The sequence below is a fragment of the Hyphomonas sp. genome (assembly GCF_037969335.1).
Lineage (GTDB): Bacteria > Pseudomonadota > Alphaproteobacteria > Caulobacterales > Hyphomonadaceae > Hyphomonas.
Genome location: NZ_JBBKXE010000173.1, coordinates 1 through 22,684, shown reverse-complemented (window position 1 = coordinate 22,684; position 22,684 = coordinate 1). Strand labels below are relative to the sequence as shown.

The following is a 22,684-nucleotide window of genomic DNA, read 5'->3' as shown; positions in this document are numbered from 1 at the left end:
TTCCTCGCCCGCGTCAGCGCCCTCGACAAAGTGCTGGAAGCGCCGGAACGCTACGCCAAACGCCTCGCGCGCAGCCTGGCCCGCCAGCAGGAACGCGGCGACCCGAAGCCCGTCGCCCTGCCCATGGCGAGTGCCTATCGCCTGCGCCCCGAGCTCGGCCTGATCGCCACGGCCCTGTCGGGCCTGCTCAATGCTGCGCTGGAAAAGTGGGATAATTCGAGCTGAGTCCTCACCTCTATCCGGCAGGTGTGCCGGGCATTCTGCGGAGTGCGCGGCCGCAGGCGCTGGCCTCAGGCCGCGTCTTCGACGACGCTGACAAAGCTGTCCACAGCGCCCTCCAGCGAGTCCGGGACCGGCGTGCCGGAAAGGATTTCCTTGGCAACAACCTCCAGCTTGAAGGCGGCGTCCGACACGTCCTTGAAGCCAAGGCTTCCGGATGTTCCGGCCACAGAATGGGCAAGCGACGCAACCGCCTGCGCCCGGGTCTCCGGCGAGCTGATCCGCAGCAATGCACCGAGCTTGCCGGGCAGTTCCAGGATGTCGCGGCGACAGTCTTCCTTCAGGGCGGCGATCATGGTCTCCGCCGCTGTCGACCGCTCTTCCGTCTCCGCACCCTTCTTCCGCAGCAAGCGCTCGATCAGTTTGTTCAGGCGCTCCATGTCGATGGGTTTGGAAAAATGGGCGTCCATGCCGGCAGCAAGACATTCGTCTGCCTGGGTGGCCAGCGCATTTGCCGTCAGCGCAACAATCGGCAGCCGGCCCGCAGGCCCATGCATTTCCCGGATACGTCGGGTCGCGGTCAGGCCGTCCATTTCGGGCATCTGCACATCCATCAGGATGATGTCACAGGGAATGCCTTCAAGCAGCGAGAGGATCGCGTCGGGCGCCGACGCAAAGGTCGTCACCTCGTGCCCTGCCGAACGCAGCCCAATGGCGATCAGGGCCCGGTTCATCTCGACATCGTCGACCACCATGACGCGCGACGCCGTCGGCGCCCGACGGTCGTCGACCATGTCGGGGGCCTCGGCGCGGCCTGTGCGCCGGTCCGGGATGTAAGGCAGGGTCAGGATCGCATTCGTTCCCTCCCCTTCTTCGCTGACAATCTCCAGGTTGCCGTCCAGCAACAAGGCCAGCGACCGGCTGATCGACAGGCCAAGGCCGGAGCCCCCGAAACGCCGGGTGATCGAGGCGTCGGCCTGAGAGAAACCAGTGAATATATGCTCCAGCTTGTCGGCAGGAATGCCCGGCCCGGTATCGGCGACGATCACGCAAAGCCGCCCGTCCGTCAGCCTGGCATCCAGCCTGACATGGCCCGCCTCTGTAAACTTGGACGCATTGCCGACGATGTTGGTGAGGATCTGGCGCAACCGGGTTTCGTCCCCCACCACCGACGTAGCGATCTCGGGCGCGACCTGGCAGGTAATCTTGACCTTCGGATTCGGTCGCGCCGCCGCGACCAGGCTAACGACATCCTCAATCACCTCGCGAATGTCGAAGGGTCGCTTTTCAACGTCCATCCGTCCGGCATCGATCTTGGAAAAATCGAGAATGTCATTGATGATTTCAAGCAATGTCCGGCTCGCCGACGAAATGCGCTGGACATAAGTCAGCTGGTCATCCGTCAGCGCCGTCGTCTTGAGAATATCGGTGAAGCCCATGACGCCATTCAGCGGCGTGCGAATCTCATGGCTCATATTGGACAGGAATTCCGTGCGGGCGATGACGGCAGACTCCGCCTCAAGACGCGCTGCGGCCAGCGCCTTTTCGCGCTCATGACGTTCGCTGACATCGCGATAGGTCGATACAACCTCAACCGGGTTGCCGTCTGCATCGCGGATGACCTGAGGCTTGCCCTCAAGCCAGACAATGGATCCGTCAGCGAGGCGGACCCGGAACTCGCGTTGGGCATCGACGTCAATTTCCTTGCCCGTGAACAGGTCCTGCGTAATCGCCATTACGAACTCGCGATCCTCCGGAACAACGAAGTCGACCGTCCGCTTGCCGATGGACTCCTCTGGCGAGGCAATGATGGACGCCGAAGGCGAAGCATAGCTGATCACACCGTCGAGGCCGAACTTGAGGACAATATCAGTCGAGTGTTCCGCCAGAAGACGATATTGTTCTTCCTTCACAGACAGGGCGGCATAGAGTTCGTATTCCTGCGTTATATCCTTGAACACACCGAATATATGTTCAACCGATCCGGAGGGTCCGACATGGCATTTGGCAATCGATCTTACGCGGCGCTTTTCGCCGTCAGAGCGCCGCTGAATCGTCGCCTCGAAATTCCAGTCCTGACCGCTCTTCATATGCTGATCAATCAGACCCGCAACGCGATCGCGGTCACCCTCAATATAAAAATCCAGCGCGCCACCCAGCATCGGGTCGAACGTTTCCGGCGTCACGCCGTGAATGCGATACACTTCCGGCGACCAGTAAATTTCTCCCGAACCGGAATGCAATGTCCAGTGGCCGACCTGCGATATTTCATCGGCCATTTCGGCCTGGCTGAGGAGAACCTTTTCGCGCGTCGATCGCTCGGCGATGCGGCGTCTGGAATCGCGCAGACGCTGGTTCAGGCGATGACGTTCGCTCACGGATGCACCAAGCGACAGCGCCATGTAGGAATTCGCTGCGAGAAAAGCCTGCAGGACAAGCATGTGATGGACGATCCCGCCCTCTGCCAGCATGGCCGGGCCCATTCTGGCATAGGTGAACCCAATCGAGATCATCGTGACGACCAGAAGTGCAACAGCCGCTCCACGAACACCATGGCGGAAAGTCAGGGGGACAAGGACCGGCGGAACGAGGAAGAGGAGCGGATAACTCGACTGCACGAACACGCCAATTGTGACGACGACAACCAGCAACGCCTCGAAAGCCGACATCCAGCCAATGTCGTTCCCGGCTTTGCGTTTGGTCAAAAGCGCCCAAAGCAGCGGCGCAAAGAGGAGCAGGCCCAGGACGTCGCCAAAGAACCAGAGAACCGAATCCTGCAAAGGCAAGGCGGCTCCGGTCAACGCGAGACCCGCAAGCGCCATCGGCGTCGAAATGGTGCACGCAATCAGGGATGCCGCGAACAATCTCAAAATGCCCGATTTCCGGGTAATATTCGGCGCGGAATTCCGACTCAGTATCAGCGCGACGATGAGAACTTCAAGGCTGTTTGCCATTGCCAGGATCAGACTGCGCACCCACGGGTCGCCGATAACGACATTGGCCAGAAGAATGCCGAGGAACAGGCACCCGAACAGGGAGGGCCATTCGGCTTTCGGCCACCTCAGCACGACGATCAGCAGGATCGCATTGACGGGCCACACGGCTGCAACGTCACCCGTGCCACGGGTTAACAGGATCGCGCCCATGGACAGCGAACAGGCCGCGAGTATTAACAGGATGTGTACGATGCCCGGCTTGCGGATGAAGTCATTCAGGCGCGTCTCGCTGCGCTGCTCAGCCCTGACAGGCTTATCAAATACTGAGGACGTCATGCTTCCAGGCCTTTTGAACCGGTTTCCGGAAGACCTTATTCACTATACACTTTACGATATCTTACTCCGGCTGCGCACGACCAATGGTTAACCTGACGGCGCAACAAACGCTCGGTTTTCATCCTGGGAAGATCAGGCTTTCAACATCGCGGATAATTCAATCTCAAACACAAAGCGCTGTGTGCACAGCTCAGTCTCGTGAGATCCTCTAGCGTGGCGTCGCGCTGTTGTCCGGCGCCGGGAACACCGGGACACCAAAGGCTAAAAGCGGCTAGCGCTTCACCCATTCCTTGGCGTCGTCCAGTTCAGCCATCGAGAACACATGCATGTCGCCCAGCAGCAAAGGCCCGAACAATTTGGTGCCCATGCGGATCCAGTCGGTATCGGAGACGATGGCAATTTTCTTGAAATCGGCGAGATGCATCATGCCGAACCGGGCGTCGTCCCAGACCGCCCCGGCGCTGTAGGCGCGAAACGACGGGCCCGCCACGAACAGGAGGTTGAGACGGTCGTGGATTTTCAGCTTTTCCTTGATCAGCGGCACCAGCGTCTCTTCATAATCCTGCGCGGTGATGACGCCCTCGGCGTTCACGCCAATGACATTCGCCGGCAGATCTTCGATCAGGCTGAATTCGCCCGGATGGTCGTCGGGCGCGCTGGCCCAGTCGGCCGCTTCCGCCGCGCTGCCGATGGGAAAGTAGCGTATCTTGGCTTTGACGAAATGGTCCGCCAGAGACCGCACCAGGCTGAGCGCAGAACTGTCACTTACGATGGCAATTTTGGGCACCAGCTTGTGATAGCCCTTGATGAATTCCATGTGGCGCAGGAAAGCACCATAGCTGTCCCAGTGTGGGCGGCCGCGCGTTTCGATGATGATCGCCGGAACTGAATCGGTCTCATTGATATGCGCATTGAGCGCCTCGGTGAGGCGATCAAAATCCGCTTTCTCAAGCTTCCCGTCGGGCGAAAGGTGGACGAGATTCCGGACCTTGTCGATTTCCAGATGTATCATCATTTGCTCCTGCAAAACGGCGTTCGTACGCCAGCCTAGGCTTTCAGCATCGCGTAGAGCTCGTCCTTGAGGACGAGCCGGCGCTTGCGCAGCTCTGTCTCATGGGTTTCGCTGGCAGGCTGGACGCCGCTCTCGTGCCGGTGGATATGGCGGTTGACGTCATGATACTCGTCGGCAAGGCGCGCGAAATGCGGGTTCGACGTCTTCAGTTCATGGATCTTGTCTGCCGCTTCGGGAAATTCGGCGGCGAGTTCGTGAGGCGTGTGAGACATTTTAGGCTCTCCTGTTATGGGGTTTTCACCTCACATCAGGCCAAATGCCCCCGCCCCTGTCACTAAGGGAGTCTGCGTAGGCACTGCTCAACGCAGCTGGTAATATGTCGTGTAGCTGATGGCGCCCTTTGTCTCCGCGATGGCGCGTTTGAGGTCCGCATAGGTTGTGATCGTACAATCGGCATCCAGCTCGAGTTCATTGATCGTGTCGATCGGCAGGTCGTCGCAATCCGGCAGCTTCATGAACAGGCGGTCGCCGACTATTTTCCCCACCGCGTAATTGTAGACATAGCCACCATCGACACTGTCTTCCGGTGTCGCAACCTGCATCAGGTATTCGTCCGACCCATCGTCCAGCCGCGCAAACACCAGCCGGGATTCTCCGTCCAGCCAATAGCCGCCAGCTTCCTGACGCAATGTATAATGCTCATAGGCGCCGTTGCTTTCCGATCGGTCCCAGCGTGTCGGATCGTCGCTGTTCTGGACGTAGGTGTCGGCCACTGTGAACGACCCAAGCGGCAGGACTGCGTCTTCTGCCGGTATCAGCGCTTCGTTCGAGCCAAAGGCGCATCCGACGGCAATGGCACACAGGGCCGCCGCAAGAAAGGTTTTCAAACGAAGCATCCGGGGTCTCCACACAATAGCGCGTTGCCTCCAGCTAACGCGCACCGCGACCTGAAATCAATGCGGGATGCAGTGGCTCGTCAGGCTTCGAACGGGTCGCGCATCAAGATGACATCTTCACGTTCCGGCGATGTCGAGACCAGGGCGCAGGGCTTGCCGACAAGTTCTTCAAGGCGGCGGACATATTTCACCGCCTCGGCTGGCAGGTCGGCCCAGCTGCGGGCGCCCGCAGTCGAGCCTTTCCAGCCTTCGATGGTTTCGTAGACAGGCTCAACGGCAGCCTGGTCGGTCAGGCCGGCAGGAAAATAGTCGATTTCCTTGCCGTGCAGGCGATAGGCAACGCAAACCTTGATCTCGTCAAACCCGTCAAGCACGTCGAGCTTTGTCAGGGCAAGACCCGTGACGCCGCTCGTGGTGCAAGCCTGGCGAACCATGACGCTGTCAAACCAGCCGCAGCGCCGGGCCCGCCCGGTATTCACGCCGACTTCCTTGCCAATGCGACCGAGGCGCTCACCGATCTCGTCGTGCAGCTCGGTCGGGAACGGACCGGCGCCGACGCGGGTGGTATAGGCCTTGGCGAGTCCCAGAACATAGGAAATCGCGCCCGGTCCGACGCCGGAGCCGGCGGAGGCATTGCCTGCCACGACGTTGGAAGAGGTCACGAATGGATAGGTGCCGTGGTCGACGTCGAGCATCACGCCCTGGGCACCTTCGAAAAGGATACGCCGGCCCCGGCGAACCTGTTCGTCGAGCAGTTTCCAGACCGGCTGCGCATAGGCGAGGATCTGCGGCGCGATCTTCAGGAGATCGGCCTTGAGCTGGGCGCCGTCCGGTTCCGGCAGGTCGAGGCCCGTCCGCAACGGGCGGTGGTGCGCCAGCAGCCGTTCGATCTTCATGTCGAGGGCGGCAGGATCGGCAAGATCCGCGACGCGGATGGCGCGGCGCCCGACGCGGTCTTCATAGGCCGGGCCGATGCCGCGCTTGGTGGTACCGATCTGGGCGGCGCCAAGGGCCCCTTCCCGCGCCGCATCGATATCCTTGTGCCATGGCAGGATCAGCGAGGCATTGTCAGCAAGAACGAGGTTGTCAGGCGTGACTTCAACGCCTTGCGCGCGAATGCCATCAATTTCCGTCAGCATGTGCCAGGGATCAACCACGACGCCATTGCCGATGACCGAGAGCTTGCCGCCTCGCACGAGGCCAGACGGCAGCAGCGCCAGCTTGAACACTTTGCCATCAATGACCAGCGTATGGCCCGCATTATGGCCGCCCTGGAAACGCACCACGACGTCGGCCCGGCTCGACAGCCAGTCGACAATCTTGCCCTTGCCTTCATCGCCCCATTGGGCGCCTACGACGACGACACCTGACATATAGAACTCCCGTGTTCAGCCGCCGCGACAAGGGCAGGAGTCTGGCCCGAAAAGCAAGGGGCCAGACGCTGTTTTCGAGCGCGTTTTACGTACTTTCGAACCTACTTGACGAGATCATAGTCCTTGAGATCGACAGAGGCGACGGCATCCGCATAGGCACGGGTGTGATCCGACCAGTTCTGGGTGATCTTGCCACCGTCGGTCTTGTACCAACTGTTGCAGGCGGGATCGGCCCAGACTGTCTTGCCCAGACGGGCCTGCAGGTCCTTGTTGAACTTGTCCTGAACGGTCCGCTTAGGTGCCATGGCGATTGCCCCGGCCTCTCCAAGCTTGTCCAATGCGTTGATCGTGTATTCGACCTGCCGTTCCAGCATGAACGTGATCGAATTGTGCCCGAGATTGGTGTTCGGCCCATAGAGAACGAAAAAGTTCGGGAAGTCCGCGACGGTGATGCCGAGATAGGCTTCGGGGCCGTCAGCCCAGGCGTCCTCAATCGTCACGCCGCCCTGCCCGACCACGTCGACCGACCAGTGCCAGCCGGTTGTCTCGAACCCGGTCGCGAAAACCAGAATGTCGTATTCGTGCACGACACCGTCCTTTGTGCGGATGCCTTCTGGCACGATTTCCGCGATTGGGTCGGTGATCAGGTCGACATTGTCGCGCATCAGGGTCGGATAGAAATCATCGGCGATCAGAATGCGACGACAGCCGACGGGATAGTCAGGCGTCAGCTTCTTGCGCAGCTCGGCATCCGGCACCTGGGCGTTCAGATGCTCCGTCGCCTGGCGCGTGAAGAAGGCGCGCCCTTCAGGCGTCCACTCGAAGGCCTGCCAGAAGAAATAGTCGGCATTCTCGTAGAGAATTTTCCGGTTCATCGCCGCGAACTCCGCCGCCTTTTCCGGGACCGTGAACATCAGCGTCATTTCTTCCGGTGTGATCTCGCGGTCATTGCGCGGAACCATCCAGTTGGCGGAGCGCTGGAACACGCCGACATTGGACGCTTCGAGCGCGACCTGCGGGATAAGCTGAACGGCGCTCGCCGCCGACCCTACGACGCCCACGCGCTTGCCCTTGAAATCGACAGAATGGTCCCAGCCAGCCGAATGCATTTTCGGGCCTTTGAACGTGTCGAGACCGGGAATGTCCGGCCAGAACGGTCGGTTGAGTTGGCCGAGGGCACCGATGACGGCATCGGCTTCGATCTTGCGGCCCTTGGTCGTGGTGACCGTCCACTTCTTGTCCGCTTCGCTCCAGACAGCCGAGTCCGCGCCTTCATTCAAGTGAAGGTTGGGGCGCAACTGGAAGCGGTCGGTGACCTCCTCGGCATAGGCCTGGATCTCTTCCTGCTGGGGATAAAGCCGTGTCCAGACCATGGATTGGGCGAAGGAGAGTTGGTAGAGCGCGACCTGAACATCACAGGCGCAGCCGGGATAGGTATTCGCCGCCCAGGTGCCGCCGACGCGGTCTCCCTGTTCCAGCATTGTGAAATCATATCCGGCTTCCTGCAGCTTGATCGCAGCTGTCAAACCACCAAGGCCTGCACCGATAACAACAACATGCTTGTCTGGCATCACTTCCTCCTGATTTTTCAGGAGAGAGTGGCAGGAACCTTATTCAGCGCAAGGGGTATCGCAACGCCAAGGCGTGGCGAGCGCCTAGTCACCGAAGGCGTAGATAACCCGGACGCCGAGATTGTCGAGGCCCTGGTTGCGGCCGCTGCCGATGATCTGGCCATGGCTGAGATGCTCATACATGACCTGGCCGCCCCAACGTTCATTGAAGCTGTAATTCAGCGCGAATGATGTGCGGAACAGGTCGCGCGAGCCGAGAAGCACGTTTTCCTCGGTAAAGGCATCCCCGCGCGGGTCGCCCTGCGAGAACGGGTTTTCCAGCGTGCCGTCATGGATCGCATAGCCTTCCCCGGCTTCGAGCGTCCAGTTGTCGGCAAAATTCCAGTTCCAGACCAGGCCCACAGCGCCGAAACTGGTTTTCCCGGCAGTGTTCCCGCTACCCATCACATAGGGACGCGGCGACCAGATGATCGAGAGGAAATCCGGCGATTTGAAAACGAGTTCGCCGTTGATGTTCGGCCCATCTTCCTTGTCCGCATTGTTGCAGTCCTGCACGCAAATATTGTGCTTCATTACGCCGAAGCGCGCCTCGTCGAGAAGGTCGGCGGCGGCCGGGCCTGCGAAAGCCAGGATACAAGAAAAACTGAGTATGGCGCGGTGCATGGTGATTCCCCCAATAGGCGTGTTCGGTCCGAACAAGGGTTTAAACACCACGCCGTCAACCCGGTTCCGTCAAGCCTTGCCACGAACCCAACGAAGGGTGGCCTCAGAGACACGCGTAAAAGGCGCCTGTGAGGTTTGGCCCCCTCAACTGGAGGCGGGCCACCACAATGGCAGCCCGCCTTGATTGCAATCAGTTATTCAGGCTTGGCCGGCCTAGAATGTCAGCACTTTGGCGTAGCGCACCTGGGGCAGCGCTTCGAGCTTCGTCACGAACGTCTCCCCGGGCACAGAATCGATGCCGATCAGGGCAATCGCTTCGCCGCCGGCTTCGGTGCGTCCGAGGTGGAAGGTCGCGATATTGACCTTCGCCTCACCCAGCATCTGGCCGAGTGCGCCGATAAAGCCCGGCTTGTCGAGATTGTTGACGTAAAGCGTGACCGGCGAGAAATCGCCTTCCAGCGCCATGCCCTTGACCTCTACGATACGCGGTTGTCCGGCGATCAGCGTGCCGGCGAGGGTGCGCCAGCCACCTTCTGGCGCATTCTTTGTCGCCTTGGTTTTGACCTTGACCCGGATCAGGCTGTCATAGACCGGGCTGACCTCGGTCTTGGTCTCGGTGAGTTTCACACCCGAGTCGGCGAGGATCGCCGGGGCCGACACCATGTTCACATCGCCGCGCGACGCGCGCAGCAGGCCAGCCAGCAGGGCTGCGGTCAGCGGCTTGCGGTTGAGGTCTGCGACCTCGCCCTCATATTCGATGACAACTTCCTCATAGCCATAGTCCGAGATCTGCCCGGCGAAGGATCCGAGCTTTTCGGCGAGGCCTGCGAACGGCTTGATGCGCGGTGCTTCTTCGGCGGTGATCGACGGCATGTTGAGCGCATTGGTCACGGCGCCCGACAGGAGATAGTCCGACATCTGTTCAGCCACCTGAAGCGCCACATTCTCCTGCGCTTCGTTCGTCGCCGCGCCAAGGTGCGGCGTGGCGATGAAGTTCTTCTTGCCAAACAGGACGTTCTCCTTGGCAGGCTCGACCGCGAACACGTCAAAAGCCGCACCCGCAAGGTGGCCGCTTTCGAGCATCTCGGCGACAGCCTCTTCGTCGACCAGGCCGCCGCGCGCGCAATTGACCAGGATCAGGCCCTTCTTCGTCTTGGCGAGATTCTCGCGCGAGAGGACGTTGCGGGTCTGGTCTGTTAGCGGCACGTGCAGCGTGATCACGTCGGCGCGCTTCAGCAGGTCTTCCAGTTCGACCTTCTCGACGCCCAGTTCGACAGCGCGTTCCTCCGTCAGGAACGGGTCATAAGCCACGACTTTCATCTTCAGTCCGATGGCGCGTTCGGCGACGCGGCTGCCGATATTGCCGCAGCCGATCAGGCCCAGCGTCTTGTAGCTGACCTCGATCCCCATATAGCCGGACTTCGGCCATTTTCCCGCCTGCGTCTCGGCATTGGCAGCCGGGATCTGGCGGGCGGCGGCGAACATCATGGCGATGGCATGCTCGGCCGTGGTGATGGCGTTGCCGAAGGGCGTGTTCATGACCACGACGCCTTTGGCGGTCGCTGCCTTGATGTCGATATTGTCGACGCCGATACCGGCGCGGCCAATGACTTTCAGGTTCTTGGCCGCTGCGATCACGTCTGCATTCGGCTTGCAGGCCGAACGGACGACAAGGCCGTCATAATCGGCGATTTCCTTGATCAGGTCTTCCGTATTCAGACCAACCTTGGTGACGGTTTCGATGCCGCGCGCGTGGAATATCTCGACGGCGGCGGGAGAGAGTTTGTCTCCGATAAGGACTTTGGGCATTTCGTTTCTCTTTGTGATTTGGGGCGCGTGGCCCGGCTCTCCTTCGACGTCGCTCAGGATGAGCCTGCTTATGGGGGTTTCCGAGCGCCCTCATCCTGAACGAAGTCGAAGGACGAGGGCGCAGGAGAAAGCGCTTAGAGGCTGGCGGCTTCTTCTGCGAAGGCCCAGTCGAGCCACGGCGTCAGGGCCGCGACATTCGACGGTTCAACCGATCCGCCGCACCAGATGCGCAGGCCGGGAGGGGCCTTGGCATAACCGGCTGCATCGAAGCAGGCGTTTTCGGTTTCGAGGCGCTTCATCATGCGCTTGACGAAATCGCGCTGGCCGGCCTCGTCCATGCTCGCGACACGTGGATCAGTGATCCTGAACGTCACGCCGGTGTTCGAACGCACAGCGGCGTCAGGGCACAAGAAGTCGACCCAGTCGGTCTTCGCAACCCAGTCGGTCAGCGTGGCCAGGCTCTCGTCGGAGCGCTTCTGGAGCCCCTTCCAGCCACCGAGGCTTTCGCACCAGTCGAGCGCCTGGAGATAGTCTTCGACGCACAGCATGCTGGGCGTGTTGATCGTCGCGCCCTCGAACAGGGCTTCGTCGATCTTGCCGCCTTTGGTCATGCGGAAGATTTTCGGCAGCGGCCGGTCCGGCGTGTAGCTTTCGAGACGGGCAACGGCGCGCGGGCTGAGCACCAGCATGCCGTGGGCAGCTTCCCCGCCGAGGCATTTCTGCCAGCTATATGTGATGACATCGAGCTTTTCCCATTCGATGTCCTGCGCGAATGCGGCAGACGTCGCATCGCAGATCACGACGCGGTCAGGGTTCGGCTTGATCCAGTCGGCATTCGGGACGCGCACACCGGATGTCGTGCCGTTCCAGGTGAAGATGATGTCGGCATCGTCACGCGCCTTTTCGAAAGGCGGCAGCTCGCCATATTCCCCGACATAGGTGTTGCAGTTTGCAAGCTTCAATTGCTTGGTGGCATCCGTCACCCAGTCCTGGCCGAAGCTTTCCCAGGCGAACACGTCGACGGGCTTCGGGCCAAGCATGGACCACATGCACATCTCGACCGCGCCCGTATCGGATGCCGGTACGATGGCGACGCGATAATCGTCGGGAATGCCGAGGATCGTCTTGGAGCGATCAATCGCGGCCTTCAGCTTCTTCTTCGCATCGCCGGAACGGTGCGAACGGCCAAGGGCGGCAGTTTCAAGTTTTTGAAGGGAAAATCCGGGACGTTTTGCCGTCGGGCCGGATGAAAAATGTGGGCATGCTGGCAGCACGCCGGGTTTGGCGGTAGTCGTCATCTGTTTTACTCCTATCCTCACAGATAGGCTGCATGCCGTTGGGGGCATGTGGCCCGCCGCGTCAGTCGCATATTTTTCCAGGGGGTGCAAATGACATTCTTGCATAGCTCCCGTGTGGATGGTTCACTTCCCGCATGAGCATGACCATCCAGCCCCTTACCGGCACACTCGGCGCAGAAATCCATGGCGTGGACCTGAGACAAGACCTGTCGAATTCCGAGTTCGATGCCGTCCATCAGGCCTTCCTCGACTTCAAGGTCATCGTCCTGCGCGGCCAGCATGGCCTGACGCCAGACCAGCACAAGGCCTTCGCCCGCCGCTTCGGCACGCTGAACATCCACCCCTATGTGAAGGGCATGGACGGCCACCCGGAACTGCTCGAGATCATCAAGGAACCTGACGAAAAGACCAATTTCGGCGGTGGCTGGCATTCCGACATGAGTTTCCTGGAAGAGCCGGCGCTAGGCTCCATCCTGCATGCGCTCGAAGTGCCGCCCTATGGCGGGGACACGCTGTTCGCCGACCAGCAGGCGGCGTATGACCGCCTCTCTCCCGGCCTGCAAAAGACACTGGCGGGCATGACCGCCGTGCATACCGCGAGCAAGGAGTACGGCGCCGACGGCTATTCCGCCGCTGTCCGCCAGTCGATGGATTCCACCGCCGCACCCGACGCACCCGAATACGAGCACCCGGTCGTGCGCACGCACCCGGAAACGGGCCGCAAGGGACTTTACGTGAACCCGGCCTTCACGCTGCGCTTTGCCGGCTGGAGCCGCAAGGAAAGCCGGCCCCTGCTGAACTATTTGTTCGACCTGTCAAAGGAAGAGCGCAACACCTGCCGCGTGCGCTGGCAGGCAGGCGACGTCACCATGTGGGACAATCGCTGCGTCTGGCATTATGCCCTCAATGATTATCATGGCCACCGCCGCCACATGCGCCGCGCCACGGTCGACGGCGACCGGCCGCGCTAGGCCAGCGCGTTCAACATGCCCCAGGCGATCAGGGCCTGACCGCCGAAATAGAGCGTCCAGACGGCAAGGGATGAGACCGTGCCAGCCGGCTGGTCTGCCGGCTTGCGGAACAGCTGTAGAGACAGGATCATGTCCGACGCGATGAACATGATCGCGCCCAGCGTGACCGGCCAGTAGACCGGATCGAGGCGCAAGGCCGCCGCGCCCATCATCAGGATCACAGCCGTATAGGCAAAGACCGGCCAGCGCATTTCGCCCAGCCAGGGCGACAGCCAGCGCGCAAAGCCTGCACCGGCAAGCACGAGGACAACCTGCGCGGACGTATTCAGAATATCGCGCGGCGCCGCCTCCAGTCCCCAGAACAGGGCAACATAGGCGACATGGGCAAGGAAGAAGGCTGCCATGCCTGGCTTCAGCCAACGCTCGCCTTCAAGCGCAAGAAACGCATCCCCGGCGGAGCTGAGAGCCAGCGCGGCCACGAGCAGCACCGGGCCGCCCGCCAGATAGGCCCATAGCGCCAGCAGGGCCGTCGACCCGGTCTTGACCAGCAGGGCGGCAGGCCCCTTCCCGCGATAGCAGAAGGCCGCGCCGTAAACCAAGCCGAGCGCCATCGCGCCGAAAAATGAGATGTGTGCCCCGTCCATATGCCTATTCCTGATCCTTGACCGGCTCAGGCAGGCGCAGCAGGCGCCGGGCCATGCGGCGATGACGCTCCTTCACATACATGCCGACCACGCCGAGCGCTGTGGCCAGAACGGTGGCATCATCGGTGAATCCCAGCCCGACAATCATGTCCGGCAGCAAATCAGCGGGCATCACGAAATAGGCGACGGCGGCATACAGCACGGCCTTCGCCTTCATCGGCGTCAGCGGATCGCGCGCCGCATACCAGGCGGCGACCAGATCATCGGCGAACGGGACCCGGCTGATGACCCGCATCAGCTTGGGCACAAGGCCGCGCGACACGCGCGCATTGCGCTCAATGCTCTTGGGCAGGTACGTGCCGTCCTTGCCGCGAACTGTATTTATAATTTCCGCTGCGTCAGTCATTGCGAACTCCTGAGACCATTATAGACACAGGGCCAGTCTCACGAAAACCAGGGAGGGCAGTGCCCCATGAAAATCGATTCCAGCATATCCGCCGTCATTACGGGCGGCGCGTCCGGCCTCGGCGCAGCCACCGCGCGCAAGCTTGCCGGCATGGGCGCGAAAGTCGCCTTGTTCGACCTCAATGCCGAAAAGGGCGAAGCGCTCGCCAAGGAACTCGGCGGCGTCTTCTGCGAAGTCAACGTCACTGACGATGCATCGGTCGATGCCGGTTTTGCCAAGTCCCGCGCGGCTATCGGGCAGGAACGTATCCTGATCAACTGCGCCGGCACCGGCAACGCGATCAAGACGGCCAGCCGTGACAAGAAAACCGGCGAGATCACCCACTTCCCGCTCGACAAGTTCAACATGATTATCCAGATCAACCTTGTCGGCACGTTCCGCTGCATCGCCAAATCGGCTGCCGGCATGATGACGCTCGACCCGGTCGACGGCGAGCGCGGCGCGATCGTCAACACCGCCTCCGTGGCGGCTGAAGACGGTCAGATCGGCCAAGCCTCCTATTCCGCCTCGAAGGGCGGCGTTGTCGGCATGACCCTGCCAATCGCGCGCGACCTCAGCCGCGAACTGATCCGCGTCAACACAATCCTGCCCGGCATCTTCGATACGCCGCTGCTGGCCGGCGCACCCGAGCCCGTTCGCCAGGCGCTTGGCGCGCAAGTGCCGCACCCTGCTCGTCTCGGCAATCCGGACGAATACGCCTCGCTGGCCGTGGAAATGTGCCGCAACGGTTACTTCAACGGTGAAGACGTCCGCCTCGACGGCGCGATCCGCATGGCGCCGCGCTGAGCCCAGCTGCAGCGGAAAAGTCAAAGCCCGTCCGGAGCAATCCGGGCGGGCTTTTTCTTCAGGACGGCTGACGGGAAGGCTGAACCGCCCCGAAGCCTGTTACTGGCCCGTGCGGTCTTTCACGCCTTCTTCATCGGCGGCGGCGCGGTCAGCATCGTCAAACACGATTTCGGCCTCCTCGCCCTTGCCATAGGCGCGGGATTTCTTGGCCAGCGCGGACATGGAGTCCTGCATACGGCCCTGGCCGACAGCCATTGTCTTGGAAGCACTCATGCCGACGGCATCCGCATCGCCGAAATTGGCGAATTCAGCGCCAAGGAAAACGACTTCCCAGCCATTGGCCTTGGCCCGGTCCAGCGCGGCCTTCGCACCGTCTCGGGTGATCTCTTTTGATGAGTTTTCATGGCCGTCGGTCATGACGACGATGACGGCCTTTTCCGGCTTGTCCGCTTCGGCGAGTGACACGATCCGGCCGATGGCATCGAACAGGGGCGTCATGCCGCGCGGACTGGCTTCGTCATTGGTGACATCGATCCAGCTCTCCGACGTCACGCCCTTGCGCAGCACGTCAAACTGCAGCGATTCCTGGTAATCGAACACGGCGAGCGTCACCGCCGACTTGATGTCAGCGCCTTCGATCTCGCCTTCATCGGCCTCGCCAACGCTGGCGGCATAGGCGTTCACCGAGCCGAGCGCCTCGTCCCAGATGTCGCTCATCGAGCCGGTGCGGTCGAGCAGGATGTAGGAGTGTACCGAGCCTGCGGTCGGGGTGGGGTCCGGGGCCGGCTTGGCGGCGGCCGGGAGGACCATGGCGAGGCTGAGGCCGGTCATGGCGAGTGTCAGGAGTGTGGATTTCATCGGGGCGTCCCTTCCCTATTGTCTCGGCTCCCCAGCCTTTGGTGAAAGCGAAGATTGCTGAACATTAGGGCGCACCTGTGGCCGACCTGTGCCGAAGCCAAGAAAAAGCCCGCCTTTTAAGGGGCGGGCTGGTTCAGTTTGAATTCAGGAAAGGCTCAGGCGAATTGCGGCGCGATCTTCAGGTTCTTGACCCAGCCGATTTTTTCAAAGGCGAGCAGGATGGTGCCATTATAGTCGACGATCCGGTTCCAGACGCCCTTGCGGGGGCGGTGAAGGGCGCTTTGGGGCGCGTCATGATGGTGGTCGTGGAAGGCTTCGCCGCCGGTCAGCAGGGCCATCAGGTGGTCGGCCCAGATCGGTGTCTTGAGGTGGCCAAGCACATTGATGCCATAGACCGTGGCGTGAAACTGGATGGCGCGGCCAATGACAACGCTGGCATGGATGATCGCGGTCAGCACCAGCGACCCGCCCGTGGCCCATACGATGAGATAGATTGCAGCCGGAATGACAAGGTGCACGACAAGGCTCAGCTCGTTGTAGAACCGATCCATCCAGACGATCACGGGCTGGTCTTTCAGCCACATCGCGATAGGGCGCTCGGTGTCTTTCTTGTCGCGCCAGAGAATCCAGCCGACCCAGGCCCAGCGCTTGGATTCGAAGGGGTTGTGCGGGTCGCCCGGCGTATCGGCAAAGCGGTGGTGCTGGGAGTGGTAATTGACCCAGTCCTTCACATTGCCCTGCATGGCCAGCATCAGGTTCATCATGGTCAGAAATTGCGCAGGCGCCTTCAGTTCACCCGCGCGGTGCTGGAGGATACGGTGCAGCGGCCCGATGCCAAGATTGCACATGAAGACGGAGAGGGCGACGACGCCGAAGGCCAGCGGGAAATACCACCAGTGCAGCGTCAGCTCGCTGAGCACGATGCCAAGTACGACCATTGTCGTGAACAGGGCGATGCCGAGAGCCGGATATCCGAAGGCGGAAAAGAAACTTGCCCCATCGAACGTCTTCCACGTTTTTGGGATGGCCAGCGAACGAGGTATCATATGTGTTGTCTCCCAATCGGCCGGCGGGCCAGTGCATTCTGCAAGGCATTCTCAGGCCGGGCCGATTAACACTTACTTAAGGCCCGTCAGGCCTTCCGGAAAGGCATAATCCTCAGCCCTGACGCAGGTGTGATGCGCGGGGGTGACGGGCGGACAGAGTTTCGGGTAAGTCTGCGGCTCGGGTTCAATGAGGGGTCACGTGATCATGGCCGATTCACGCGAAGAATTTCTTCTGCAGAAGATATCCCGGCAATTGGGATCCCTGCTTGATGATGCAAGTCAGGACTCGAGCGAACAGAAGAGCCAGTGTCCGCTCGACGAGACGTGTGCTGCCTCAGACGAATACAGCCTCACACTCTACCTCGAGCGCGGAAAATACCATTGCAAAAATTGTGGTGCGCAAGGCTCGTTCGAGGAGCTTGTCGAGGCATTGGGCTCCCTGCCCCAACAACGCTTTCGCGGAGTCCGGGCGCACGACGAACCTGAGCCCCAACCGGCCCCCAAGGATGAATTCGCGATCGAAAAACGCGTACAGCGCAACACGGCCGTAGCGACGCAGCCCAGAGTTCTGACGCTCAAGACCGAGCACCGCGTGCCTCCGCCGCCTCCGCGTCCGCACCGCAATCTGGGCGAGCGGATCATCATTACCCTGCTGGCGCTCGTGTTCCTCGGCGCAGGACTCAGTGCGGCGGCGCTGTCGGGCTTTGCCAATTACCAGGCGTTTTCCAGTTCGGTGGCCGATCCGCTGCAGGCCGGGATCTGGGGCTGGACCGGGGTGATTGCGGCGGTGATCTCGTTCGGCGGCTTCACCTTCTTCTACTGGCACACGGCCAACAAGCGCATGAAAGAGGGCGTGCGCGCCCTGCTCTTCGCGCTGGCCGGGGCGGGCACAAGCATTCTCGGCACGCAGATGTATATCGCCGCCAATAACCAGGCTTCCGAGGCCGAGATCAGCACGGCAGGCTCGAACCGCTCCCTGCTGGAACAACAGCTTGGCGACTGGCGCGTACAGCTGGCGGGTATCCCGCCGGAGACGCGCTCGGTCGAGGGGCTGGAAGCCTATATTTCGGAAGTCGAGCGCGTCGGCCGCACTGAACAGAAGCCCTATCGCGATGCGCAGAACGAGCTGGGCCTCGCCCGCCGCCGTGATGAGTTGCAGGCCAAGATCGAAGCGGCCAATGCCGAACTGCTCGGCAAGGGCGACGGCGATATCCTGATCGAGGCGCAGGCACGCGCCGCGATCCCGAGCTGGTTCTTTGCCGGCATGCTGGAACTCTTCTCCAGCCAGGGCACGAGTATCGGGCTGGTTGCGCTGCTGATCCTGTACACGAAACGCCGCGACGTGCCTGAGCCCGACGCCTGACGCGTCAGCCGGCCGTTTCTGCTTGCGTGAGCCGCGCCTCGCGCAGCGCCTTGCGGCGCACCTTGCCGGCATCGTCGCGCAGGGGATCGCGTACCCATTCAATCGAGCGCGGAATCTTGTAGCGCACGAGGCGTTCGGCGAGGTGGGCGAGCAGGCCCGCCTCGTCGGGCGCGCCTTCGGGAAAGTCGACAATCGCATGCAGGCGCGCGCCGAGGTCTTCATCCGGCAGGCCGATCACGGCAGACGAACGCACGCCGGGAAACGCATCAAGCGCGGCTTCGACTTCTGCCGGATAGATATTCGCGCCGCCCGACAAGATCATGTCCGATAGGCGGTCGGAGAGGTAGAGGAAGCCTTCGGCGTCCATCCAGCCAAGATCACCGAGGCTTTCCCAGCCGCCTTCGATGATCTTGGCTTCGGCGCCAAGGTATTCATAGGTCGTGCCCGGCCCCGAATGCGGGCGCATATAGACTTCGCCGACCTCGCCGGGTGGCAGCGTCTCGCCATTCTCGCCGACGATCTTCATTTCGCAGGTCTCGACCGGCCGCCCGACCGAGCCGCGATGGCTGAGCCAGTCAGTGCCCTGGATCGTGGTCGACCCTTGCCCTTCCGTGCCGCCATAGAGTTCCCAGATCACTTCGGCGCCGAGCCAGTCGATAAAGGCCTCTTTCAGCCAGGCCGGACATGGCGCCGCGAGGTGCCAGACGGCGCGCAGGCTGGAGACATCATATGTCGTGCGCACCTCTTCGGGCAGGGCCCAGATGCGCCGCATCATGGTCGGCACGAGATAGGCAATATCGACGCCCATTGTCTCGATCCGTTCCAGCACCTGTTCGGCGTCGAACCGCGTCGTGATGACGATGGTATTGCCCTTGAACAGGGCGATCATGGCCCAGAGGAAGGGGCCGTTATGATAGAGCGGACCGGGGATCAGCATCGTCCCCTGATTGGCGATCTCGAGATAGGCATCGTCCGGGTCCCAGGCGGCGGGCAGTTTCGAGACGATCAGTTTCGGCCGCCCGGTCGAGCCGCCGGACGTCATGGCCTTGAAGGATTTGGCGGTGCGTTCCGGCAGGGGCGCGTCGGACAGGGCTGCGTCGGGCGCGAAGTCCGATTGCAGGCACGGCGTCGGCGCGTATTCCTTGTCCGCGACGCCAACGACCAGCGTCGGCTTGCCGAGATCGATGATCTGGTCGCGTTCGAACTTGGGAAGCTTGGCCGAGATCGGCTGCGGCGTGGCGCCGAGTTTCCACGTGGCGAGACAGGCTTCGACAAATTCGCAGCCGTTCGGCAGGGCGATGGTGACAAAGTCGTCGGCTTTGACCCCCAGCGCCTGATAGGCGCGGGCCAGCCGGTTGGTGCGGGCCTCAAGTTCGGCCCATGTGCGCCGGTCGCCCAGATGGTCGAGCGCGACCCGCTCCGGCTGTTGCTGCGCCCAGTGCGCGACGATGCGTGAAAGGGAAATTGCCGTCATGTGAATCCTGCCCTGATGCCGGAACCTGCCGTTCCGGCTGCCGTTTTGACAAAGGTGGCATAAGCGCCCGGGCGCGTCATCAGGAACCTGATGCGAAATAGCGCCGCGAAGGACGAGACAGGAACCGATCGGTAAATGCGGGGCGTGCCCAGACCTGAAAATGGAATTTTCGGCCTGAGGCCTTGTTCTAATGGTGCACCCGGAGCGATTCGAACGCCCGACCCCCAGATTCGTAGTCTGGTGCTCTATCCAGCTGAGCTACGGGTGCCTACCCAAAGAAGGCGGACACATACAGGCAGGTTTCCGCCCTTGCAAGCCTGTCTGACACGGGTTTTCGGGGAAAACTGCTCTCAGGGCGGCGGGGCTGTGGCCTCAGCGTCGACCGTACCGCGAATCCAGCCCGTGAAGGCGGCGACTCTTGTATAAATTCCGGGGCTTTCGGCCCGGCCACAGCCAAGGCCCCAACTGACGATTCCGACCTGGACAGGCTGGCCGGTGCTGCCATAGCGGACCAGTGGACCACCGCTGTCGCCCTGGCAGGAATCGATGAAGCCATCTCCGGCGCAAATCTGTGTGGCGGGATGGATTGAGACGTCGCCATAGGCGTCTTCAAGGCCATAATCGCTGATCAGGTGGGCGATCTGGGCCTTGCAGGCGGCGCCACTCACAGCCGGCACCCGGCCCTCCTGCAAGCGCATCTTGGGCGCGCTGAGATGGCGGCCGGTGCGGCTGACGGCGCGTTCGCCGGGGCCGTCTTCTGCCGTGTTGCCATAGCCGGCGACATAGAATTCGTCATCGCCCTCGCCCGCATCCTGCACGGCCTGAAGCGTGGCGACGGGGCCGGCCCATGTTCCGGAGATGCGCAGGAGCGCGATATCGTTGCCGGCTTCGGGGCGGCCGGACTGATAATCGGGATGGACGACGATCCGGCTGACCGGGAAGACCGATTCGGCCGCCATGCGGCGCAGGTCGCTATTGCCGATGACAAGGACAATGGGGCCGAAGCGGACAAGGTTGCCGTCCACGTCGGGCACGTATTGCACCGCGCGGCCCACCGCCTCGACCCGCGCCGTCTCGACGCAATGGGCGGCGGTCAGGGCCCAGGTGTCGCTGATCATCGTGGCGCCGCACTCATGATAGAGCCCGCTGCCTTGTATCGACTGCAGGGAGGCGATGCCGGGCCAGTCCTCGGCATTGGCATTGACGCCGCCGATTACCTGACTAGCGGCGGTCGTGGCGAGCAGCCATAGGGCGCAGGCGGCCAGCATGACCGGCTTGAGGAGTGCTGATGCGCGCAGGCCGACCTGTTGCATGATCTTTCGTTCCTTGGAACACGATCATAACCCGGAACGGGCCGTGGGCCAATTCAGGCCGGGGTCAGGGAGCCGCCGGGGCCGTTTGCCGGGGGATTCCGGTAGTGGCGGATATCCAGTCGGCATAGGCGGAAACGCGCATGTAGATGCCGGGGCTTTCAGCCCGCCCGCAGCCGAGGCCCCAGCTGACCAAACCGACCTGAACCGGCTCGGCGCCGGTGCCGCGCTGGACCAGCGGCCCGCCGCTGTCGCCCTGGCAGGAATCTGAATAGCCGGTGCCGGCGCAGAGCTGCAGTTCGGGCGAGACGGTGACGCCGGCATAGTCTGCGCCATAGCCGTATTCCTTGATAAGGCCTTCGATCTGGGCCTTGCAGGTCTCGGCATCGACCGGGGGCACGAAACCTCCCTGCAGGACCATCATCGGGGCGCTGAGATGGCGACCGGTGCGGCTGAAGGCTTCCTGTTCAGTGGCGTTCTCGCCGGACTTACCATAGCCGGCGACGACAAGATCGGACCAGGGCTCGGCCATGGCGGCGACATCGCCTGTCAGGCCGTCGAGCCGGGAGACGGGGCCGGTCCAGCGGCCATCTATGTTGAGGAGGGCGAGATCATTGCCGCGCTCGGCCTTGCCGCGCTTGTACCCGGGATGGACGGTGATGCCCTTGACGAGGAAGACGGTGCCCTTCTGGACGCGGCGCAGGTCTCCTGCCCCGACGGTGACGGCGATCGGGCCGAAGCGGACAAGATTGCCGTTTTGATCGGGCACGTACTGAATGGCGCGGCGACCGTTTTCGATGCGGGCCGTCTCGACGCAATGGGCGGCGGTCAGGGCCCAGCTTTCCGATATCATCGTGGCGCCGCACTCGTGGTAAATGTCACGGCCCTGGACCGACTGCATCGAGGCCATGCCGGGCCAGTCGGCGGGGTCCGCATCTTTTCCGGCCACGACACAGGCCGAGGCGAGCGCAAGCGTTCCGAGCGCAAGGCCCCATTTGGCGAATGGTGTCATGATGTCCCTCCCTTGGTCTTGCCGGCAGTATACACACCCCTTGCGATGGCGCGCGCCAAAGTGCTGGCCGCGAGTTCGCCGATGCGGGCGACGGCTGCTGGGGCCGGATCGGGCAGAGCCCGCTTGCCGGTAGCCAGGACGAAGACCGCATCGCCGTCAAACGGCGCGAAGACGGGCCTGATGGCGCGCGAGAAGCCGGACAGGGCCATCTGGGCGACGCGCTTGGCCTGGTCGGGCGTCAGGATGGCGTCAGTAGCAATGCAGGCAATGGTCGTGTTCTGGCCGAGGCCCGGATTCATCTTCGCGGCGCCCCAGTCTTCCGGGTCCATGGCGAAATCGGCGGGCGGGCGGGCGCCGCCGAATTCGCCGTCGATCTCATAGGGCCAGGCCCAGAAGGCCTCGGTACCGGGCATGTAGACCGAGCCATAGCAATTGACCGCTGCGAGGGCGCCAATCGTGATCTTGTCTTTCGTCACGATGCTGGCCGAGCCCGTGCCGCCGAGATGGGCCCCTGCGGCGGCGCCGAATCCCGCCCCTGCCCGGCCGAGCGTGAACGTGCCGGAGACCGCGTCATAGGCCTCGCGGCCCAGCGCGGCATAGGGCGAGACATCGCCCCCATCCTTGTTGCCGCCATTCGCGAG

The 22,684-nt window shown here is 62.1% G+C and carries 21 protein-coding genes and 1 tRNA gene; 4 read left to right on the top strand and 18 right to left on the bottom strand.

Features of this window, described 5'->3' with window-relative positions; translation table 11 throughout:
* The coding region (locus tag AADA04_RS12995; protein WP_340693698.1) for a hypothetical protein at nucleotides 1-225 on the top strand (225 nt) is incomplete at its 5' end.
* Between the two features lie 65 nt (nucleotides 226-290).
* Here the strand turns inward: AADA04_RS12995 and AADA04_RS12990 are convergent.
* From AADA04_RS12990 to AADA04_RS12950, 9 genes are all read right to left on the bottom strand, one after another.
* Nucleotides 291-3,491, bottom strand: coding sequence for an ATP-binding protein (locus AADA04_RS12990; RefSeq protein WP_340693697.1), 3,201 nt, complete (start codon nucleotides 3,489-3,491; stop codon nucleotides 291-293).
* 271 nt (nucleotides 3,492-3,762) lie between these two features.
* Complete coding sequence (locus tag AADA04_RS12985; protein WP_340693696.1) at nucleotides 3,763-4,503, bottom strand: STAS/SEC14 domain-containing protein; 741 nt, start codon at nucleotides 4,501-4,503, stop codon at nucleotides 3,763-3,765.
* A 35-nt stretch (nucleotides 4,504-4,538) separates the two neighbouring features.
* On the bottom strand, nucleotides 4,539-4,775 hold the full coding sequence (locus tag AADA04_RS12980; RefSeq protein WP_340693695.1) for a DUF465 domain-containing protein: 237 nt from the start codon (nucleotides 4,773-4,775) through the stop codon (nucleotides 4,539-4,541).
* 87 nt (nucleotides 4,776-4,862) lie between these two features.
* Nucleotides 4,863-5,399 (bottom strand): hypothetical protein, encoded by a 537-nt coding sequence (locus tag AADA04_RS12975; RefSeq protein WP_340693694.1) that lies wholly within the window; start codon nucleotides 5,397-5,399, stop codon nucleotides 4,863-4,865.
* Between the two features lie 80 nt (nucleotides 5,400-5,479).
* The gene (locus AADA04_RS12970; RefSeq protein ID WP_340693693.1) at nucleotides 5,480-6,772 is read right to left on the bottom strand and encodes an adenylosuccinate synthase; all 1,293 of its coding nucleotides are present in this window, start codon (nucleotides 6,770-6,772) and stop codon (nucleotides 5,480-5,482) included.
* Between the two features lie 101 nt (nucleotides 6,773-6,873).
* Nucleotides 6,874-8,343, bottom strand: coding sequence for an NAD(P)/FAD-dependent oxidoreductase (locus tag AADA04_RS12965; RefSeq protein WP_340693692.1), 1,470 nt, complete (start codon nucleotides 8,341-8,343; stop codon nucleotides 6,874-6,876).
* 84 nt (nucleotides 8,344-8,427) lie between these two features.
* A complete protein-coding gene (locus AADA04_RS12960; protein ID WP_340693691.1) occupies nucleotides 8,428-9,006 on the bottom strand; it encodes an acyloxyacyl hydrolase in 579 nt (192 codons plus the stop codon).
* Nucleotides 9,007-9,219: 213 nt separating this feature from the next.
* Nucleotides 9,220-10,815 (bottom strand): phosphoglycerate dehydrogenase, encoded by a 1,596-nt coding sequence (gene serA / locus AADA04_RS12955; protein WP_340693690.1) that lies wholly within the window; start codon nucleotides 10,813-10,815, stop codon nucleotides 9,220-9,222.
* A 134-nt stretch (nucleotides 10,816-10,949) separates the two neighbouring features.
* The gene (locus AADA04_RS12950; RefSeq protein ID WP_340693689.1) at nucleotides 10,950-12,113 is read right to left on the bottom strand and encodes a phosphoserine transaminase; all 1,164 of its coding nucleotides are present in this window, start codon (nucleotides 12,111-12,113) and stop codon (nucleotides 10,950-10,952) included.
* 134 nt (nucleotides 12,114-12,247) lie between these two features.
* Here AADA04_RS12950 and AADA04_RS12945 point away from each other — a divergent pair, with 134 nt between their 5' ends.
* On the top strand, nucleotides 12,248-13,084 hold the full coding sequence (locus AADA04_RS12945) for a TauD/TfdA family dioxygenase (protein WP_340693688.1): 837 nt from the start codon (nucleotides 12,248-12,250) through the stop codon (nucleotides 13,082-13,084).
* On the opposite strand, the gene AADA04_RS12940 is transcribed toward AADA04_RS12945, so the two are convergent.
* Together AADA04_RS12940 and AADA04_RS12935 are read right to left on the bottom strand one after the other, a co-directional pair.
* Nucleotides 13,081-13,728, bottom strand: coding sequence for a lysoplasmalogenase (locus tag AADA04_RS12940; protein ID WP_340693687.1), 648 nt, complete (start codon nucleotides 13,726-13,728; stop codon nucleotides 13,081-13,083). The two genes, AADA04_RS12945 and AADA04_RS12940, sit on opposite strands and share 4 nt — an antisense overlap.
* 4 nt (nucleotides 13,729-13,732) lie before the next feature.
* The gene (locus tag AADA04_RS12935) at nucleotides 13,733-14,134 is read right to left on the bottom strand and encodes a YkvA family protein (protein ID WP_340693686.1); all 402 of its coding nucleotides are present in this window, start codon (nucleotides 14,132-14,134) and stop codon (nucleotides 13,733-13,735) included.
* A 66-nt stretch (nucleotides 14,135-14,200) separates the two neighbouring features.
* On the opposite strand from AADA04_RS12935, the gene AADA04_RS12930 reads away from it, so the two are divergent.
* Nucleotides 14,201-14,980 (top strand): SDR family NAD(P)-dependent oxidoreductase, encoded by a 780-nt coding sequence (locus AADA04_RS12930; protein WP_340693685.1) that lies wholly within the window; start codon nucleotides 14,201-14,203, stop codon nucleotides 14,978-14,980.
* Between the two features lie 99 nt (nucleotides 14,981-15,079).
* Here AADA04_RS12930 and AADA04_RS12925 read toward each other — a convergent pair whose 3' ends face one another.
* Together AADA04_RS12925 and AADA04_RS12920 are read right to left on the bottom strand one after the other, a co-directional pair.
* Nucleotides 15,080-15,838 carry a vWA domain-containing protein gene (locus AADA04_RS12925; protein ID WP_340693684.1) on the bottom strand — a complete coding sequence of 253 codons (759 nt, stop codon included), beginning with the start codon at nucleotides 15,836-15,838 and terminating at the stop codon, nucleotides 15,080-15,082.
* 155 nt (nucleotides 15,839-15,993) lie between these two features.
* Nucleotides 15,994-16,884 (bottom strand): acyl-CoA desaturase, encoded by an 891-nt coding sequence (locus AADA04_RS12920; protein ID WP_340693683.1) that lies wholly within the window; start codon nucleotides 16,882-16,884, stop codon nucleotides 15,994-15,996.
* 205 nt (nucleotides 16,885-17,089) lie between these two features.
* Between AADA04_RS12920 and AADA04_RS12915 the strand changes: the two genes are divergently transcribed.
* Nucleotides 17,090-18,247 (top strand): hypothetical protein, encoded by a 1,158-nt coding sequence (locus AADA04_RS12915; protein ID WP_340693682.1) that lies wholly within the window; start codon nucleotides 17,090-17,092, stop codon nucleotides 18,245-18,247.
* A 4-nt stretch (nucleotides 18,248-18,251) separates the two neighbouring features.
* On the opposite strand, the gene AADA04_RS12910 is transcribed toward AADA04_RS12915, so the two are convergent.
* From AADA04_RS12910 to AADA04_RS12890, 5 genes are all read right to left on the bottom strand, one after another.
* Entirely contained in the window at nucleotides 18,252-19,721 is a 1,470-nt protein-coding gene (locus AADA04_RS12910) for an AMP-binding protein (protein WP_340693681.1), read from the bottom strand.
* Nucleotides 19,722-19,912: 191 nt separating this feature from the next.
* A tRNA-Arg gene (locus AADA04_RS12905) sits at nucleotides 19,913-19,989 on the bottom strand.
* Between the two features lie 82 nt (nucleotides 19,990-20,071).
* Nucleotides 20,072-21,034: a serine protease gene (locus AADA04_RS12900; RefSeq protein WP_340693680.1), complete on the bottom strand. Its 963-nt coding sequence runs from the start codon at nucleotides 21,032-21,034 to the stop codon at nucleotides 20,072-20,074.
* Nucleotides 21,035-21,098: 64 nt separating this feature from the next.
* Entirely contained in the window at nucleotides 21,099-22,043 is a 945-nt protein-coding gene (locus tag AADA04_RS12895; protein WP_340693679.1) for a serine protease, read from the bottom strand.
* The coding region (locus tag AADA04_RS12890) for a P1 family peptidase (protein ID WP_340693678.1) at nucleotides 22,040-22,684 on the bottom strand (645 nt) is incomplete at its 5' end. The genes AADA04_RS12890 and AADA04_RS12895, both read right to left, overlap by 4 nt.

Bases quoted from the DNA above. Each gene is read 5' to 3' on its own strand.
- AADA04_RS12975 (WP_340693694.1), bottom strand. From the start codon at position 5,399: ATGCTTCGTTTGAAAACCTTTCTTGCGGCGGCCCTGTGTGCCATTGCC.
- AADA04_RS12960 (WP_340693691.1), bottom strand. From the start codon at position 9,006: ATGCACCGCGCCATACTCAGTTTTTCTTGTATCCTGGCTTTCGCAGGC.
- AADA04_RS12990 (WP_340693697.1), bottom strand. From the start codon at position 3,491: ATGACGTCCTCAGTATTTGATAAGCCTGTCAGGGCTGAGCAGCGCAGC.
- AADA04_RS12920 (WP_340693683.1), bottom strand. From the start codon at position 16,884: ATGATACCTCGTTCGCTGGCCATCCCAAAAACGTGGAAGACGTTCGAT.
- AADA04_RS12980 (WP_340693695.1), bottom strand. From the start codon at position 4,775: ATGTCTCACACGCCTCACGAACTCGCCGCCGAATTTCCCGAAGCGGCA.
- AADA04_RS12965 (WP_340693692.1), bottom strand. From the start codon at position 8,343: ATGCCAGACAAGCATGTTGTTGTTATCGGTGCAGGCCTTGGTGGTTTG.
- AADA04_RS12940 (WP_340693687.1), bottom strand. From the start codon at position 13,728: ATGGACGGGGCACACATCTCATTTTTCGGCGCGATGGCGCTCGGCTTG.
- AADA04_RS12925 (WP_340693684.1), bottom strand. From the start codon at position 15,838: ATGAAATCCACACTCCTGACACTCGCCATGACCGGCCTCAGCCTCGCC.
- AADA04_RS12910 (WP_340693681.1), bottom strand. From the start codon at position 19,721: ATGACGGCAATTTCCCTTTCACGCATCGTCGCGCACTGGGCGCAGCAA.
- AADA04_RS12895 (WP_340693679.1), bottom strand. From the start codon at position 22,043: ATGACACCATTCGCCAAATGGGGCCTTGCGCTCGGAACGCTTGCGCTC.
- AADA04_RS12935 (WP_340693686.1), bottom strand. From the start codon at position 14,134: ATGACTGACGCAGCGGAAATTATAAATACAGTTCGCGGCAAGGACGGC.
- AADA04_RS12970 (WP_340693693.1), bottom strand. From the start codon at position 6,772: ATGTCAGGTGTCGTCGTCGTAGGCGCCCAATGGGGCGATGAAGGCAAG.
- AADA04_RS12900 (WP_340693680.1), bottom strand. From the start codon at position 21,034: ATGCAACAGGTCGGCCTGCGCGCATCAGCACTCCTCAAGCCGGTCATG.
- AADA04_RS12945 (WP_340693688.1), top strand. From the start codon at position 12,248: ATGAGCATGACCATCCAGCCCCTTACCGGCACACTCGGCGCAGAAATC.
- serA (WP_340693690.1), bottom strand. From the start codon at position 10,815: ATGCCCAAAGTCCTTATCGGAGACAAACTCTCTCCCGCCGCCGTCGAG.
- AADA04_RS12930 (WP_340693685.1), top strand. From the start codon at position 14,201: ATGAAAATCGATTCCAGCATATCCGCCGTCATTACGGGCGGCGCGTCC.
- AADA04_RS12950 (WP_340693689.1), bottom strand. From the start codon at position 12,113: ATGACGACTACCGCCAAACCCGGCGTGCTGCCAGCATGCCCACATTTT.
- AADA04_RS12985 (WP_340693696.1), bottom strand. From the start codon at position 4,503: ATGATACATCTGGAAATCGACAAGGTCCGGAATCTCGTCCACCTTTCG.
- AADA04_RS12915 (WP_340693682.1), top strand. From the start codon at position 17,090: ATGGCCGATTCACGCGAAGAATTTCTTCTGCAGAAGATATCCCGGCAA.